Genomic DNA, 16790 nt, shown 5'->3' with positions numbered 1-16790 from the left:
GATCAACGGGGGTGGGAAGCCTGGAGCTCGGCGCGGACGGCCGGGGTCAGGACCTGACCCGCCCGCTCGACCAGCAGCGTCATCTGGTACGCCACCAGACCCATGTCACAGTCGGCCGCGGCCAGCACGGCCAGACAGGAACCATCGCTGATCGACATGATCAACAGCAGCCCGCGCTGCATCTCGACCACGGTCTGCGTCACGGCTCCACCCTCGAAGACCCGCGAGGCACCCTGCGTCAAGGAGATCAGACCCGCGGCCACGGCCGCCAGCTGGTCGGCGCGGTCCTTCGGGAATCCCTCCGAGTACGCCAGGGGCAACCCGTCAGCGGAGACCACAACCGTGTGCGCCACACCGGGCACGTTGTTCACGAAGTCTGTGATCAGCCAATTGACGCCGCGAGCGGCCTGGCTCATTTCCCTCATGCCTCATCCTTATCGGTCTCTTGACCCTGACCCTGACCCTGGGCGGGGTTCGCCCCGGGCCAACCCTGCTCCTCGCTGATGTCTCCCCTCGCCACCGCGCGGCCCTGGCGTACGCCGGCCTGGAAGCTCGCCAGGCGGTTGCGTACACGGTCGGGCGAGAGCGACGGCGCGGGAGCCACCGGCACGGGAGCCGAGGGCGCGGCCAGTTCGGCCGAGCCCGGCACCAGGTTGGCCTTGGGCACCCGCTTCGGCAGGCCGGACGAGGTGATTCCGCCGAGTGAGGGCTCGGCGGCCGCCTGGGCGGCCTGCCAACCGGCGTCCACCGCGGGGGACGACCACGCGGTGCGCTCACCGGGGCTCTCGTCGTCGCCGGAAACCTCCGGCTGGTCCGGCGCACGCCGGAACCAGTCGGACTCCACGGCGGCGAAGATCGGCAGGAACTCGTCGATCTCGTCGAGGGGCGAGTTCCGGACCGCGGGAAGCGGTCCGGTGTTGTCGACATCAGGTTCGAAGGGCCCGCGGTTAGCGGGCGTGCCCGGCCAGGAGCCGTTCTCGGCCGGTCCGCCGGGCCAGCCAGGGGTGCCGGCCGCGGGCGTCTGCCCCGGCCACGGCGTGTCGTTGGCGCCGGGGTGCGGGTAGCCGCCCGAGGGGAAGCCGCCGATGTTGTGGCCGCCCGTGTTGTGAGCGCCGGTGTTGTGACCGCCCAGGTTGTGACCGCCGGTGTCGAAGCCCCGCTGGTCGTAGGGGGGCTCGAAGGCGCCGCTGTCGAGCGGGCCGCGGGCGAACGCGGTGCGGTCGAAGGGACCGGTGTCGGTCGGGCTCGGCCCGCCGCCGAACATGCGCGGGCCGGTGTCGAAGGAGCCCCGATCCGGCATGGGCGCGAAGGGATCGCGCTCCGGCTGGTCGAAGGGGTTGCGCGGCGCGGCGGGCAGTCCGGGCGGGCCCGCGGGGGGCATGCCCGCAGGGGGCAGGGTGTTGGCCGGAGGGTTGTCGAAGGGGTTGCGCTGCGGAAGCTGGCCGAACGAGGAGTCGAACGGCGTGCCGCCGGTGGTGCTCGCCCAGGGGTCGGGCGGCCCGTCGCTGCCGAAGGGCCGGGGCACCGTCTCGAACGGGGTCGGGCTGGCCAGCGCGGGCTGCTGCCCGAACGCGGCGGGGGCCGGCGTGCCGAACGAACCGGTCGCCGTCCCGGGCAGCGCGGGCTGCCCGCCGGTGGGCAGGCCCTGCTGGGGGGCGCCGGGGAAGGCGGCGGCGGGCTGGGAGAGCAGGGTCTCGGGCAGCAGCACCATCGCGGTGAGGCCGCCGACGTCCTGCTGGCGGAGCTGGACGCGGATGCCGTGGCGCAGGGCCAGGCGGCCGACCACGAACAGGCCCATTCGACGCGACACCGACACGTCGACGACCGGCGGGTTGGCCAGGCGCCAGTTGGCGCCGGCGAGTTCGTCGCCGGTCATGCCGATGCCGACGTCACTTACGGAGATCATCAGACCGCCGCCGTCGATGCGGTTGCTCGACACGGTGACGCGGGTCTCGCGCGGGGAGAAGGAGATGGCGTTCTCGACCAGCTCGGCGATGAGGTGGACGACGTCGTTGACCGACTGGCCGACGACGGCCGCGCCCGACTGCACCTGGATGGCGACGCGTTCGTAGTTCTCGACCTCGGAGAGGGAGGCGCGGACGACGTCGACGATCGGGACCGGCTGGCCCCAGCGGCGGGCAGGTTCCTGGCCGGCGAGGACCAGGAGGTTCTCGGAGTTGCGGCGCATGCGCGTCGCCAGGTGGTCGAGCTTGAACAGGTTGCCCAGTCGCGTCTCGTCCTGCTCGCCCTGCTCCAGGCCGTCGATGAGGGACAGCTGGCGTTCCACCAGCGTCTGGGTGCGGCGGGAGAGGTTGACGAACATCGAGTTGACGTTGCTCCGCAGGCGGGCTTCGTCGCCGGCCAGCCGGATCGCCTCGCGGTGGACCTCGTCGAAGGCGCGCGCCACTTCACCGATCTCGTCGGAGGTGGTGACGCCGATCGGCGCGACCTCGGGCAGGTCGGCGGCCTCACCGGACTCGCGCAGCTTCTGGACCGTGTCGGGCAGCCGCGAACCGGCGATCTCGAGCGCCTCGCGGCGCAGGCGGCGCAGCGGCCGGGTGAGCGAACCGGCGACCAGGGTGGTGATGACGAGGACCACCAGCAGCAGGACCACGATCAGGACGCCGGAGACGATGGCGCTGCGCTGCTCGGAGTCCTGCAGGGCGACCGACTGGGTGACGACCGAGTCGCCGACCCGCTTCTCGACTTCGCGCATCAGGTCGATGGTCGCGGTGGTCGAGTCGAACCAGCGCTGGAGGTCGTCGGTCCGGGTGCGGTCGAGGTCCTGGATCGCTCCGTTGTGCTGGCGGAGCTGGGCGAGGGCGGCGGCGCGCATCGAGTGGGCGCGCTCGGTCATCTCGCCCTTGACCGTCTGGCGGTAGAACGAGGCGTCGGCCGGGGAGGCCTCGCTCTGGAAAGCGGCGAGCTGGGCGTCCTGGGAGCGGCCGGCGCTGAGGAAGTCGGACAGGTCGTCGTAGTCGAACCTGACGTTGCGCTGCAGCGGCCGGCTCGCGAGCGTGATGGCCAGCAGGCCGCGGCTCTTGGAGATGTCCTCCTTGGCCCGGGTGAAGGCGGCCAGGGCGGTGGTGTCGGCGAACAGCCGTTCGTCGGAACCGGCGGAGCGGATCAGGTCTTCGTGGAGCGAGGTGAGCTCCGAGATCATCGTGGTGTACATCACGATGGCCGCTCGGGCGGGCACGCTCTCGTTCTCGAGAACGCCCTTGCGCAGACCGTCGAGGCCCCGGAGCCATCCGGCGATCTTCGCGGCCCGGGTGAGCACACGCGTCGAGTGGCTGGAGTCGAGCGACTGGAGCGTGGCAAGTGCCTTGCCGGAAAGGTCGTCGACCTCCGCGGAGACCTTCTGGACCTCGTCGAACCGGCTGTTCCTGCGGCCGTCCTGGATGAACAGGGCCGTGTAGTCGCGTTCCTGGGCAAGCTCGTGGTTCAGCCCGTCGAGCTGGACCACGAGCCGCGCGACCTCGGTCAGTCTCCGGTACTCGGCGGAGGTGTTGATCGCGGAGGTGAGCTGCACCGACGCGAAGATGACACCGACCACCGTCGGGAGCAGGATCAGGGCGACGAGACGGGAGCGCACCCGCCAGTTTCCCAGCCGCATGAACGCGGCCCCTGGAGCTTTGGCGGCGGGGGCGGGCGCCGCCTTCTCCTGCACGCCTGCCTCGATGCCGAGGCCACCTCTCGGGTCGTGCGTTGTCACTGGCTTTTACAACCTCTCGCCTGTCACTCCTGTTGCCCTCTATGGCACCAGAAATTGGAACACACTGTTACCAGATCAGCGAATTAACACCCGGATCGCCGAATCGGACATCAAGTGCGATTGGTGCTTCTTACTTGGCCGCGACCTTCTCAATGACGTCCGCGGCCACGCGGAGGCCGTCTCGGCGGCGGAGCTCCTCGCCCTTCGCCGCCAGGTCGGCGCGCAGGGCGGAGTCGCCGATCAGGCGGTCGACGGCGCCGATGAGGTCTTCGTCGGAGAATTTGTAGGTGTCCAGGCGGACGCCGAAGCCCTTCTCGTCGACGCGCTGGGCGTTGTCGTACTGGTCCCAGAACAGGGGCAGCACGATCATCGGCTTGCCGAAGTGCAGCGCCTCGGTGGTGGTGTTGTTGCCGCCATGGGTGATGACGAGGTCCACCAGCGGGATGATCTTCGTCTGCGGAACGAACTCGGCGCCCCACATGTTGGAGGCCAACTCGATCTCCTCGTGGAGGGGGCCCTTGGAGACGATGTACTGATGCGGTGTACGCGACAGCACGTCGATCACCCGGCGCATCAGCTCGACGTCGGCCGAACCGAGTGAACCGAGCGAGAAGTAGATCAGCGCGTTGTCACCGCGCTCGAACGGCAACGTGAAGTCCTCGTCCGTCTCGCGTACCGACGAATCCAACCGGGTCCACGAAGGCCCGAGCGGGCGCTCGACAGTGTAGTCGAGGAATTCGGGGTAAACGTAGAGATTCGCGTCACCCTCGTGGATGAAGTCGAGGTCCGGGAGCGGCGGGGCGCCCTGTTCCACGACCCACTCGTTGTACGCCGTCCAGATCTCGCGGTGGGTGCGGTCGTACTCCTCGTTGAACTCCTTCCACCCCTCACCGGTGGCCGGGAGACCCGAGAAGACCGGGGCCACGCCCTCGCCGCGCATCTCCAGCGGGTTGCACGACATGATGCGCACGAACGGCACGCCCGCGGTGAGCAGCGCGGGGAAGGTGATGACGTTGTCCTCGACGATGACGTCGGGCTTCACCCGCTCGATGATGGCCTTGAGCTGCGGCTCGCAGTACTTCGCGCCGTCGATGAGGGCGTCCCAGATCGGCTTGGTGACCGTCTCGAGCTGCTCCTGCGTCGACTTGCGGTACTCGGGCGCGGTGTCGCGGATGAAGTCCTTCCAGAACTGGCCCGCGTCCTGCTCCTCGGCGTCCTCCGCCGGCGGGGCGAGGTCGACCAGGTCCTCCTCGAAACCGAGGGCGGTCAGCTTGCCCTTCCACGACGCCTCGGCCGCGAACACCACACGGTGGCCGCGCTTGAGGAGGACGTCGCCGATGCCGATGCAGTTGTTGGTGGGCCCGTACGCGCTCTCCGGCATGAACAGGACGGTCAGCGGCTTCTCAGCAGACATTGGGGTTCTCTTCTCGCGGTAAACGATCGTTCCAACGCAGTCGGCGAAAAAGCGGCGAAGCCCCCGGAGACTCCGCCGCGGTGCCCGTCACAGCGTCACTGCGCGGCGGTGACCTCGGTCGACAGGGTCGTGTACTTCGCCGAGTCGGAGCCCAGGTCGATGATCGACTCGCCCTGCAGCAGATCGGCCGGCGTGTACTTCAGCGGCTCGTTCGAAGCGAGGACGTCGGCCGGGACCTTCTCCATGGCCGCCTTGTTCGGGACCTTGTAGAGGATGTTCTGGGCCGCCCAGCCGTGCTGCTCGGGGTCGAGGATGAAGTTGATGAAGGCGTGCGCCGCTTCCTTGTTCTTGGACGCCTTCAGGATCACCATCGTGTCCACCCAGAGGTCGCTGCCCTCCTTGGGGACGACGAAGCCGACGTTGGGCTCACCGGTGGGGCACCAGCCGTCCCAGGCCTCGGCCATGACGGCCTCACCCTTGGCGACCTTGGCGCCGAACTCGGTGTCGTCGAAGGCCAGCAGCTTGGGCTTGGCGGCCTCCAGCATCTCCTTGGCCTTGGCGATCACCGCGTCGTCGGTGGTGTTGATCGACGCGTTCATGGCCTTGAGGGCGGGCAGCGCGAGCCAGCGCTCGGTCGTCATGAGGGTGATCTTCTTCTCGTACTCCGGCTTCGGCTGGAGAAGATCGTTCCAGCTCGTGGGAGCGGGCTTCACCAGGTCGGTCCGGTAGCAGATGCCGGTCGTGCCCCAGGTGTAGGGAACCGAGAAGTTGTTGCCCTTGTCGTAGGACAGGTTCGAGGCCTCGGGGTAGAGGTTCGCGAGGTTCGGGATGAGCTCCTTGTGCAGGGGCTCCAGCAGGCCTGCCTCGTTGAGGGCCTGGGCGTACTGGCCCGACACGAACGCCACGTCGAAACCGACACCCTTGGAGGCCGTGATCTTGGCCATGGCCGTCTCGTTGGTGTCGTGGATCGCCTTCTCGATGGTGAAGCCGAGCTTCTCCTTGACGCGGTCCTTCAGGTCCTCGGGGCTGTAGCCGTCCCAGATGGTGAAGGTCAGGCTCTGCTTGGTGAGGTCGGCGTTCGGGTCGAGCTGCGCGGCGGTGGCGCTCGGCGCGGCGGCGCCGTCCGCCGTGGTGGCGGAGTTCGAGCCGCCACACGCGGCCAGGGCGAGGACAAGGCCGGCGGCGGTGACAACAGCCGGCAGATGACGGGTGTGCCGGATTCGGGACACGACCGCTACTCCTTCTGAAATTTGCCTGATGGCCTGCAGGGGGGCAGACCAAAGGGGGAGTGTTGCAGCACGTATCAACACAGATCAAGACTTTTCAGGACATTGTTAGCTGGACGTTCACACTTCGATTTGAAGGATGCTTCAGCATCCTGTCAACCAGTGAAATGGGATCCCAACTCTCACACATCCACGAACCACCACAACCCGGACAAAAACATGGGCCATCTGCCGGGGACAGATGGCCCTCAATGCCCGTGAGGTGCGGATTGTTCCCGATCAGTATTGCCGACCGTATGCGGAACGCACGGTCAGTACGTACTCAACAAGGGTGATCAGGGTGGACTTGACGGCTTCGCGGGACCGCGCGTCCGTCCGCACGATGGGCACGTGCGGCTGCAGCGACAGAGCCTCGCGAATCTGCTCTTCGGCGTGCATGAACACGCCGTCCCACCCGTTCAGCGCCACGACGAACGGAAGCTGCGCCTCCTCGAAGTAGTCGATCGCCGGGAAGCTGTCGGCAAGCCTGCGGCTGTCGACCAGTACGACAGCACCGATCGCGCCGCGGACCAGATCGTCCCACATGAACCAGAACCTGTGCTGCCCGGGGGTTCCGAACAGGTAAAGGATGAGGTCCTGATCGAGCGAGAGACGACCGAAGTCCATGGCGACGGTGGTCGTCGTCTTCTCCGGCGTGAGCCCGAGGTCGTCGATCCCCGCGCTGGCGTCGGTCATGACGGCCTCGGTCGTCAGCGGAAGGATCTCCGAGACGGCGCCGACGAACGTCGTCTTGCCCACGCCGAAACCACCCGCCACGACGATCTTCGTCGAGGTCAGGCCGCGACTAGAGCCTGCGAAGTCCACTGAGCACCCTTTCGAGCAAGTTAAGGTCGGGCTGGCCCGAGCTGATGAGCTGAGGCATGTGCAGTCGCACCAGCCCTTCGTCGGCCATGTCGGCGATCAGCACCCGTGCCACCCCGAGGGGGACCCGGAGCAGCGCGGAGATCTCCGCGACCGATCGCACGGATCGGCAGAGCGTCATGATCGCCTCCTGCTCGGGGCCGAGCAGGGAGTAGTCATCGCCCATCATGGTCGCCGTGGAGACCAGCGTCTCCATCGCCAGATGGTAACGCGGCTCGGCGCGTCCTCCGGTGACGGCGTAAGGACGGAAAAGGGGTTCGTCCTCGGTCCCCTCACCCGCGCGCATCGGGCATCACCGCCGCGCCGAGTGCAGCTCGGCACGCAGAGCCGGGGTCAGCGCCTGTCCGGCGCGCTCCACCAGGAGGGTCATCTGGTACGCGACAAGGCCCAGATCACAATCGTGTGACGCCAGTACGGCGAGGGCCGATCCGTCACTGATCGACATCACCATGAGCAGTCCGCGCTGCATCTCCACGACGGTCTGCCGGACCGGTCCGCCCTCGAACACCCGGGAGGCGCCGGTGGTCAGCGAGGCCAGTCCGGCCGCCACGGCGGCCAGCTGGTCGGCCCGGTCGGCCGGGAACCCCTGGGAGTTGGCCAGGCGCAGTCCGTCGGCCGATACGACCACCGCGTGGGCCACCCCCGGGGTGCCGCCCACGAAGTCGGTGATCAGCCAGTCGAACCGGCTGGCGTCGACACTGAGCTCAGTCACGAGCCCTCCTCCTCATTACCCGTGCCTTCCTGCGTCCTTTCGGCCCGCCCTCGTCGTACGCCCTGCTGGAAGCTGGACAGCCGGTCGCGTACGGCCTCCGGCGAGACCTGGGGCCGGGGCGACTCCGGCGGCGGCGCGCCCTGGGGCTGCGTCCCGACGGAACCCGGCACCAGATTGGCACGAGGCGTCCGCTTCGGGAGCCCCGACTGTGTGACGCCCCCCGAAGCCGGTTCGTTGGCCGCTCGGGCCGCCTGGAAGCCCTGATCGGCATGCCGGCCCCACGGAGTCGCCTCAGGCGTCACAGGGGCATCTGGAGCCCCAGGAGCGGCGGACGGTTCCGGCCGGGTGAACCAGGCCGACGACTCGACCGACGCGAAGATCGGCAGGAACTCGTCCCCCCGCTCCAGCGGCGTGTCCGCCACCGGCCGCCCGACGACCGGCGCGGGCGCCCCGAGCACGGGGAACGCCCCGGAGTGCTCGGTGAACGGCGGCGCGAGCGGCGTCGGCTGCGTGTCCCCACTGGACGGCCGCAACCGCCCGGTCGGCCCAGCCTGCTGCCCAGCCCGCCCCGCGGGACCCCCGGGACCCGCCGGACCGGCCGGACCGCCGAAGCCGCCCGAACCCGCAGCACCACCGAGACCGCCAGGACCACCAGGACCACCAGGACCCGACGGACCTCCGGACCCGCCAGGACTCCTGAAGACGTCAGACCCTGCGGGATTCGCTGCGCCACCAGGGGGGTTCGCCGTGCCGCCAGCGCCCGCGAAGCTACCGGGACCCGCCGCGCCCGCCTGGCCGATCCGGCTGATCGGGCCGGTCGAGCCCGCAGAACCGGTCGAGCCTGCAGACCCGATCGGGCCGGTCGAACCGGTAGAGCCGCTCGGACCCGTCGAACCGATCGGGCCGGTAGAGCCGATCGGGCCCGTCGCATTGATCGGGCCGGTCGAACCGGTCGGACCCGTCGCATTGATCGGGCCGGTTGAACCGATTGGGCCGGTCGAACCGCTGGAGTTGATCGGGCCGGTCGAGTTGGCCGGGTTGATTGGTCCCGTCTGGTTCGTCGGGTTGTTCGGGTGGCGGCGTTCGAAGCCGGGGAACGTGCCGCCCGGGGGCTGGCTCTGGCGGGGCACCCGGCCGCCGGGAGGCGCGAAGGAGTCGTCCGCCGGAGGGCGGGGCGACGGGGGCTTGCGCTGCGGCAGCCCGCCCGACCCCGCTCCGCCCGGCCCTGCTCCGACCGGTCCGGTCGCGTGGGGGCCGGTCGCGTGGGGGCCGGTGCCGAAAGACACCGGGCCCGTGGTGATCGGGCCCGTGTGCTGGGTGAAGGGGCCCGTCGGGAGGGCGGGCAGCGGGCCCGTGGGGAGTTCCGGGCGGGGCCGGGTCACCTGGGGCTGCTGCGGGGGCTGGGCGGGGGCGTCGGCGTTGGTGATGAGCTCGGCCGGGAACAGGACCATCGCGATGATGCCGGTGCTGTCGCCCCTGCGGAGCTGGACGCGGATGCCGTGGCGACCGGCCAGGCGGCCGACCACGAACAGGCCCATGCGGCGGGAGACCGAGACGTCCACGACCGGCGGTTCGGCCAGCCGGGTGTTGATCTCCAGCAGTTCGTCGGGGCTCAGGCCCATGCCGTTGTCGGTGATGGCCAGCAGCACCGCGCCGCCCTCGATCGGGCTGCTCGACACGATGACCTTCGTGCTGGGCGGCGAGAACGAGATGGCGTTCTCGACCAGCTCGGCCACCAGGTGCACGACGTCGTTGGCGGCGTGCCCGGCGACGGCCGGCGAGCGGTGCACCCGCACGGTCACCCGCTCGTAGTCCTCGACCTCCGACAGGGAGGCGCGCACGACGTCCACCAGCCGGGCCGGGGAGCTGCGCTTGCGCGCGGTCTCGTGCCCGGCGAGGACCAGCAGGTTCTCGGAGTTGCGGCGCATGCGGGTGGCGAGGTGGTCGAGCTTGAACAGGTCCGACAGGCGGGCGCCGTCCTGCTCACCGCGCTCCAGTCCGTCGATGAGGGAGATCTGGCGTTCGACCAGGGTCTGGGTGCGCCGCGACAGGTTGACGAACATCGCGTTGACGTTGTTGCGCAGCCGGGACTCCTCGCCCGCCAGCTTGACCGCCTGGAGGTGGACCTCGTCGAACGCCTGCGCGACCTCGCCGATCTCGTCGTGGTTGTCGACCGCGATGGGCTGCACCGCCGGGGAGGTGTCGCCCGTCTCCGACTCGCGCATGCGGCGCACGATCTCCGGCAGCCGGGTGCCGGCGATGTCGAGCGCCTCGGCGCGCAGCCGCCGCAGCGGGCGCACCATCGAGCGGGCGATCAGCACGGTCGTCACCAGGACCAGCAGGATCAGCGCGAGGATCAGCGCGGCGGCCACGATGGCGCTGCGCCGCTCGGTGGAGCGCAGGTTGTCGGCGCGGGTCCGCAACGCGGTCGCCACCTGCGCCTCGACCTCGTCGATCGCGTTGAGCACGGTCCCGTTGTCGCGGAACCAGTCCTGCGCGGTCAGCACCCGGCCGGGGATCGGCTTGAGCGGCTGGTTGCGCGAACCGAGCGCGACCGCCCACGCCTTGGCCATCTCGACGTCGGTGCTCGCCTTGCTGATGCGGGCCGCGTGGAAAGCCTGGAACTGCGCCGTGGTCGCTTCGGCGTTAAAGGCGCTCTCGTACGTCTCCTGCCGCGACCACGAGCCCAGGAAACGCTGGAGGTCGTCGGGCGTGAACGCCTGCCGGGGCTCCAGGAGCTCGCCGACCATGATGGCGCGCTGCTGCGAGGCCTCGTCCTTGACGTGGGCGAGCGCGCTCAGCGCGTTCGAGGAGCTCACCACACCGGGGTCGTCGCTGAGTTCGCCGAGGTCGTCGTGCAGGCGCAGGACGGTGGCGATGGTGGCGCCGTACTCGAAGAAGATCGAGGTCGCCGGGTCGTCGTCGCGTTCGGCGGCGTGGCTGTCGGTCACCGTCTCCAGGCGGTTGAGCACCTGGCGGGCGTCCTCGACGACACGCGGCCCGAACGAGGTGTCCACGGCGGCCAGATCGGCCGCCGACTTCTTGATCAGGCCGTCGACGACCAGCTTCTGTTCCGCGAGCGTGTCCCGATGCTGGCGGATCGTCTCGTCGGCGTTGCGCAGCGCGCTCTGTACGCCGACCAGGCCGTCGAGCCAGGCCTTGTGGTCGCGTTCGGCCGCCAGCTGCTGCGCGAGTTCCCGGAGGCGACCGGCGTACTCCGCCGCGGTCGCGGTCCGCTCATAGGCGGACAGGCTGTCTACGGAACCGACGACCCGCATGCTGGCCAGGATGACCGCGATGAGCGTCGGCGCGAGGATCAGCGCAGTGAGCCTTGTGGGCACACGCCAGTTGCGCAGCGCGAAACGGCTTGCCCGCTTGTGAGTGGACACCGGCCCCCGCCATTCGTACTTGACAAAAAGCCCTTCACACTCCTGACAGCGTGAAGTGACATAGCCATACAAGCGGGCACAATTCGACCACAAGGTCATGATCGGCCACGGGGTTACCCATCCCACAGGACACAATCGTTACCAAGTGGTAAGTGGACTGAAGCACTCAAACATGATCACCGCAGTGCAGAAAGGACATGCTCTCTGACTTGACCACGTTGCGTCTCATCGGTGATGGGGCGTCCGGCCCGGTCGACGACGTAGAACACGTCGACCGCCTCGGCTCCCAGAGTCTCCACTCTGGCCGCCTTCACGTCCAGGCCGCAGTCGCCGAAGGCACGGCCGATCTTCCACAGCAGGCCCGGCCGGTCGTGGGCGCGGACCTCGACGACGGTCGCGGTGTTCGAGGCGTCGTCCACCAGAGTCACCCGGGGCGGTGCGACCGGCACGCGGGGCGGGCGCAGCGAGCGGGTGCGGCGGGCCAGCCGCTGTTCGATGTCCAGGCGCCCGGCGAGCACCAGGCGCAGATCGGCCTCCAGGGTGGCGGGGTCGGGCGGGGAGCCGTATTCGGGCACCACCGCGAACTCGATGACGGCCGTCGACCCGGCCGAGGCCGCCGACGCCGACCGCACGACCATGCGGTGGGCGGCCAGCACCCCGGCGGCCCGCCAGAGCAGGCCCGGCCGGTCGGGGGCGACGACGGTGACCGCTCCCCCGTTCACCCGGATCGCCCCGCCGCCGTGCCGGGCGAGCGACGCCTGTTCGGCCGACAACGCGGGAGCGGGTGCGGGCGGGGTGCCCGCGAGCGCGGACCTCACCCGTCTGACCAGGTCGGCGACCAGGTTGGCCTTCCAGGAGTTCCAGGCGGCCGGGCCGGTGGCCAGGCCGTCGGCCACGGCCAGCGCGGCGAGCAGTTCGAGCACCTCGTGGGAGCCGACCGCCTCGGCCACCCGCGAGATCGTCACCGGGTCGTCGAGGTCGCGCCGGGTCGCGGTCTCGGGCAGCAGCAGGTGGTAGCGCACCATCGTGGCCAGCACCTCGACGTCGGCGGCCGGCAGGCCCATGCGGGCCGCGATGTCGCGGACCACCACCTCGCCGGTGGTCGAGTGGTCGCCGGGCCAGCCCTTGCCGATGTCGTGCAGCAGCGCGCCGATGAGCAGCAGGTCGGGCCGGGACACCTCACGGGTGAACGCGGCGGCCCCGGCGACGGTCTCGATCAGGTGCCGGTCGACCGTGTAGGTGTGGATCGGGTTGCGCTGCGGCCGGTGCCGCACCCGCTCCCAGTCGGGGATCAGGCGTACCAGCACTCCTGCCTGGTCGAGCTCCTCCCAGACGGGCACGGCCGCGCGCCCGGCCCCCAGCAGCCCCACCAGCGCGTCGCGCGCCTCGTCGGGCCAGGGCACCGGCAGCGCCGGCGACTGCGAGGCCAGCGCGGTCACCGTGGCGGGCGCCAGCGGCAGCCCCGCCTCGGCCGCTGCGGCGGCGGCCCGCAGCACCAGGACGGGATCGTTGCGCGGGTTCACCCCGCGCGCCAGCACGACCTCTCCCCCGTGCTCCACCACGCCGTCGGCCAGCGGCCGCCGTCCGCGCGGCGCCGGCCCGGACAACAGCCGGTCGACGGTACGCCACGTCGCGTCGAAGGAGTGGGCGATCGTGCGCCCGGCCTCGGCCAGGCGGCGCATCAGCGCCTCGGCGTCGAGCAGCCCGAGCGTGCCCGCCACGGCGTCCTGTTCCTGGAGCACCAGGCGGTCGGTGCCGCGCGCGGTCACCAGGTGGAGCCCGTGGCGGATGTCGAGCAGCAGTTCGTGGGCCTCCCTGACGCGCGGTCCGGGCGCGGAGGCGACCCAGGCGGCGGCCACGGCCTGCATCGCCTGGACGTCGCGGATGCCGCCGCGGGCGTCCTTGAGGTCGGGTTCGAGCAGGAAGGCGAGCTCACCGGACGAGTCGGCGCGTTTGTCGGCCGATTCGCGCAGCTCGGCCAGCCGGCGCCGGGAGTCGGACCGCCATTCGGCCAGCACCGCCTCGCGCGCGGCGCGGGTCAGCTCGGGGTCGCCCGCGATGTGGCGGGCCTGGATCAGGCCGAGCACGGCCTTGAGGTCCTCGCGCGCGACCTTGACGGCCTCGTCGACGGTCCGGACCGAGTGGTCGAGGCCGACCCCGGAGTCCCAGATGGGGTACCAGATCCGGTCGGCGATCTGGGCGACGTCGTCGCGCCCGTTGTGCAGCAGCACGAGGTCGAGATCGCTGCCGGGCGCCAGTTCCCCGCGCCCCAGGCTCCCGACCGCGACGAGCGCGACCCCGGTGAGGGGGCCGCGCTCCGCACCCCGGGAATCGGGGCCTCGTGTGTCGGGGTCGAGGAGCCCGCCCTTTCCGTTCCGCTGACTGACGGCGGTCCGGAGCAGGTCCGTGAGCCACCGGTCGATGTCCGCCGCCCGTTCCTTACGGGCGGCGGCGAACGAGCGAGCTTCCCCTCTCATCATCCGGTTACAGCGCCTCCGGGCCGCGTTCCCCGGTACGGACTCTGACGACCGTGTCCACGGGGACCGACCAGACCTTGCCGTCGCCGATCTTGCCGGTCTGGGCGGCCTTGACGATGACGTCGATGACGTCCTCGGCGTCGTCCTCCTCGGTCAGCACCTCGACGCGCACCTTGGGCACCAGGTCGACCTGGTACTCGGCGCCTCGGTAGACCTCGGTGTGGCCCTTCTGGCGGCCGTAGCCGCTGGCCTCACTGATGGTGATGCCCTTCACGCCGAACTGCTCCAGCGCCGCCTTGACGTCGTCGAGCTTGAACGGCTTGATGATGGCCGTGATCAGCTTCATGCGTCCACCTTCTTCGCCTCGGCCGGGACGGCCGGCCCGTTGAGCGAGGACACGCCCGAGGAGTGAATGGTGCCGAGGTCGTAACCGGTCTCGGCGTGGGTCGTGATGTCGATGCCGGTGACCTCGTCCTCCTGGGTGATCCGGAAGCCCATGGTCTTGTCGATGACCTTACCGATCACGTAGGTGAGGATGAAGGAGTAGAGGCCGACCACGACCGGGCCGAGCACCTGGAGGCCCAGCTGCCGGAACGACCCGGTGTAGATGAGGCCCTTCTCCTGCCCGTCGAGGAACGGGTAGTTGGCGACGAAGCCCAGCGCCACGGCGCCGATGACACCGCCGACCAGGTGGACGCCGACCACGTCGAGGGAGTCGTCGAAGCCGAACTTGTACTTGAAGCCGACGGCGTAGGCGCAGATCGCACCGGCGAGCAGACCGATGAGGGCGGCCGCCCAGACGTCCACGAAACCACACGCGGGGGTGATGGCGACCAGACCGGCCACGGCGCCGGAGGCGACGCCGAGGGTGGTGGCGTGCCCGTCGCGGAGCTTCTCCACCACGAGCCAGGCGCCGGCCGCGATGGCCGTGGCGACCTGGGTGTTCATGAAGGCGAGACCGGCGGTGGCGTCGGCGGCGAGCTCGGAGCCCGCGTTGAAGCCGAACCAGCCGAACCACAGCAGACCGGTGCCGAGGAGGACCAGCGTCAGGTTGTGCGGACGCATCGGCTCCTTGCGCCAGCCGGAGCGCTTGCCGAGGACCAGCGCCAGGGCCAGAGCGGCCGCGCCGGCGTTGATGTGGACGACCGTGCCGCCCGCGAAGTCCTCGATGCCGAGCTCGGTGAGCCAGCCGCCGCCCCACACCCAGTGGGCGACGGGGAAGTAGACGAGGGTGGCCCAGACGACGGTGAAGACCACCCACGCGCCGAACTTGGCACGGTCGGCGATCGCACCGCTGATCAGGGCGACCGTGATGATCGCGAAAGTCAGCTGGAAGGCGGAGAACACCATCATGGGAAAGGTGTCGTTGTAGGCAGCCTCGTTGACGCCCATCAGCCCGATGTTGTCGAGCCCGCCGACGAATTTGTTCAGGAAGCCATCAGAGGCGTCGAACGCGAGGGAGTAGCCGTAGGCCACCCACGCGATCGTCACCGTGATGATGGCCACGAACGACATCATCATCATGTTCAGGACGCTCTTCGCCCTGGTCATGCCCCCATAGAAGAATGCGAGTCCCGGCGTCATGAGCAGCACGAGCGCCGTGCTCACGAGCATCCAGGCAGTGGAGCCGCTATCGATCTTCATTCGATGCGACCCTCCTTCCAATTGGCGTGTGGCCGGTTATCACTTGCGCAGTGGGCTTCACCTAGGCGTCATCGACCGGCTCGCGCACTGACGTAGTCGGGGTTGGCTAGCTATCCCGTGCACGCCAGGGTGTTCTTCCGCCGTTTCAGGTCGCGACCCTGCATGTTTCACATCTGTGAAACTCGCCACAGGGGTGTTTCGGGGGTGTTTCGGACGCTACGTACACGCAAAAAACGCCTGCCGGTAAACCGGCAGGCGTCTCTTGAGCTGGTAAGACTACGCGGCGGCGTGAGCCATCTTCCGCAGGCGGGCCAGCGCGTCGCGTTCCAGGCGGCGGGCCCGGTCACGGCCGATGCCGTACCTTTCGCCCACTTCGGTCAGCGTGTGCTCGCGGCCGTCGACCAGGCCGTAACGCCAGCGCAGCATCTCGCTGGCCTGGCCCTCCAGGCCGGTCAGCCAGTGCTCCAGGCGCTCGCGGTCGAGGGTGGCCAGGGCCTGCTCCTCGGGGTCGGCCCACGACTCGTCGGCGATCATGTCGCCCAGTTCGGTCTCGTCCTCGTCGCCGACGCCCAGCTGGAGCGAGACCGGGTCGGAGGCCCAGCGGCGCAGCTCGCGGACCCGCTCGATCGGCAGGTCGAGCACGTTCGCGAGATCGTCGTCGGTCGGTTCGGCGTCGAATTCGGCCAGCATGTCGCGGCGCACCCGCATCAGGCGGGTCATCTGCTCGCCGGCGTGGGTGGGCAGGCGCACCGGGCGGGCCTGCTCGTGGATGGCGCGGCCCACCGACTGGCGGATCCACCAGGTCGCATACGTCGAAAACTTGTAACCCCGGCGGTAATCGAATTTCTCGACCGCGCGCACCAGACCCAGGTTTCCCTCTTGCACCAAATCGATGAGCGGCATTCCGCGGCCGGAGTATTTCCTGGCCACCGCCACCACCAGGCGCAGGTTCGCCTGGATGAACTCGTCTTTGGCGCGGCGCCCCGAGACCGCGATCCGTTCGAGTTCCTCGTCGAGCGCGTCGGAGACCTTCGGCTCCGGGTCGCCCGTGTCGAGCAGCTGCTCGGCGAACAGCCCCGCCTCGATCCGCTTGGCGAGCTCGACCTCCTGCTCTGCGCTCAGGAGCGGAACGCGCCCGATCTCCGCCAGGTAGGTTCCCAGCAGATCACGATCCGCGACTTCCTGCGTCCTGTTCCCCGTCGCCATTCAAGGCACCTCGTTCCGCAGCGCGAACACCCTCGTCCTGAACGTGCCAACGGCTGGAACAGGGCAAAGATTCCCTCAAGAGATAC

The 16790-nt window shown here is 69.7% G+C and carries 12 protein-coding genes; all 12 read right to left on the bottom strand.

Annotated elements, in window-relative coordinates; translation table 11 throughout:
- Positions 1–2: 2 nt before the first annotated feature.
- The 12 genes from AW274_RS30390 to AW274_RS30335 all read right to left on the bottom strand — a co-directional run bounded on the left by AW274_RS30390 (position 3) and on the right by AW274_RS30335 (position 16704).
- Positions 3–425 (bottom strand): roadblock/LC7 domain-containing protein, encoded by a 423-nt coding sequence (locus AW274_RS30390; protein WP_061296951.1) that lies wholly within the window; start codon positions 423–425, stop codon positions 3–5.
- Positions 422–3715, bottom strand: a complete 3294-nt coding sequence (locus AW274_RS42750) for a sensor histidine kinase (RefSeq protein ID WP_157520800.1) — start codon at positions 3713–3715, stop codon at positions 422–424. The genes AW274_RS30390 and AW274_RS42750 overlap by 4 nt, the downstream gene beginning before the upstream one ends.
- Before the next feature lie 130 nt (positions 3716–3845).
- Positions 3846–5129 carry a glycosyltransferase gene (locus tag AW274_RS30380; protein ID WP_062439239.1) on the bottom strand — a complete coding sequence of 428 codons (1284 nt, stop codon included), beginning with the start codon at positions 5127–5129 and terminating at the stop codon, positions 3846–3848.
- A gap of 95 nt (positions 5130–5224) precedes the next feature.
- Positions 5225–6358 carry a polyamine ABC transporter substrate-binding protein gene (locus tag AW274_RS30375; RefSeq protein WP_083975036.1) on the bottom strand — a complete coding sequence of 378 codons (1134 nt, stop codon included), beginning with the start codon at positions 6356–6358 and terminating at the stop codon, positions 5225–5227.
- 276 nt (positions 6359–6634) lie between these two features.
- Entirely contained in the window at positions 6635–7219 is a 585-nt protein-coding gene (locus tag AW274_RS30370; protein ID WP_030455644.1) for a GTP-binding protein, read from the bottom strand.
- Positions 7200–7562 carry a DUF742 domain-containing protein gene (locus tag AW274_RS30365; RefSeq protein WP_030455643.1) on the bottom strand — a complete coding sequence of 121 codons (363 nt, stop codon included), beginning with the start codon at positions 7560–7562 and terminating at the stop codon, positions 7200–7202. The genes AW274_RS30370 and AW274_RS30365 overlap by 20 nt, the downstream gene beginning before the upstream one ends.
- 6 nt (positions 7563–7568) lie before the next feature.
- Entirely contained in the window at positions 7569–7988 is a 420-nt protein-coding gene (locus AW274_RS30360; RefSeq protein WP_062439236.1) for a roadblock/LC7 domain-containing protein, read from the bottom strand.
- On the bottom strand, positions 7985–11329 hold the full coding sequence (locus AW274_RS30355; protein WP_062439233.1) for a nitrate- and nitrite sensing domain-containing protein: 3345 nt from the start codon (positions 11327–11329) through the stop codon (positions 7985–7987). The genes AW274_RS30360 and AW274_RS30355 overlap by 4 nt, the downstream gene beginning before the upstream one ends.
- A 224-nt stretch (positions 11330–11553) precedes the next feature.
- A complete protein-coding gene (locus tag AW274_RS30350) occupies positions 11554–13854 on the bottom strand; it encodes a [protein-PII] uridylyltransferase (RefSeq protein WP_062439538.1) in 2301 nt (766 codons plus the stop codon).
- A 7-nt stretch (positions 13855–13861) separates the two neighbouring features.
- Positions 13862–14200 carry a P-II family nitrogen regulator gene (locus AW274_RS30345; protein ID WP_030455639.1) on the bottom strand — a complete coding sequence of 113 codons (339 nt, stop codon included), beginning with the start codon at positions 14198–14200 and terminating at the stop codon, positions 13862–13864.
- Positions 14197–15498 (bottom strand): ammonium transporter, encoded by a 1302-nt coding sequence (locus tag AW274_RS30340; RefSeq protein WP_062439230.1) that lies wholly within the window; start codon positions 15496–15498, stop codon positions 14197–14199. Before AW274_RS30340 ends, AW274_RS30345 begins: the two co-directional genes overlap by 4 nt.
- 276 nt (positions 15499–15774) lie before the next feature.
- Positions 15775–16704 (bottom strand): sigma-70 family RNA polymerase sigma factor, encoded by a 930-nt coding sequence (locus AW274_RS30335; protein WP_030455637.1) that lies wholly within the window; start codon positions 16702–16704, stop codon positions 15775–15777.
- Positions 16705–16790 lie beyond the last annotated feature (86 nt).

Origin of the sequence: Herbidospora daliensis, from assembly GCF_001570585.1 — a bacterium.
GTDB lineage: Bacteria > Actinomycetota > Actinomycetes > Streptosporangiales > Streptosporangiaceae > Herbidospora > Herbidospora daliensis.
The sequence above is the reverse complement of the archived record's forward strand: the minus strand, read 5'-3'. Positions and strand labels throughout refer to the sequence as shown.

Excerpts from the sequence above, each read along its gene's own strand:
- AW274_RS30335 (WP_030455637.1), bottom strand. The coding sequence starts at position 16,704 with ATGGCGACGGGGAACAGGACGCAGGAAGTCGCGGATCGTGATCTGCTG.
- AW274_RS30345 (WP_030455639.1), bottom strand. The coding sequence starts at position 14,200 with ATGAAGCTGATCACGGCCATCATCAAGCCGTTCAAGCTCGACGACGTC.
- AW274_RS30340 (WP_062439230.1), bottom strand. The coding sequence starts at position 15,498 with ATGAAGATCGATAGCGGCTCCACTGCCTGGATGCTCGTGAGCACGGCG.
- AW274_RS30350 (WP_062439538.1), bottom strand. The coding sequence starts at position 13,854 with ATGAGAGGGGAAGCTCGCTCGTTCGCCGCCGCCCGTAAGGAACGGGCG.
- AW274_RS30365 (WP_030455643.1), bottom strand. The coding sequence starts at position 7,562 with ATGCGCGCGGGTGAGGGGACCGAGGACGAACCCCTTTTCCGTCCTTAC.
- AW274_RS30390 (WP_061296951.1), bottom strand. The coding sequence starts at position 425 with ATGAGGGAAATGAGCCAGGCCGCTCGCGGCGTCAATTGGCTGATCACA.
- AW274_RS30380 (WP_062439239.1), bottom strand. The coding sequence starts at position 5,129 with ATGTCTGCTGAGAAGCCGCTGACCGTCCTGTTCATGCCGGAGAGCGCG.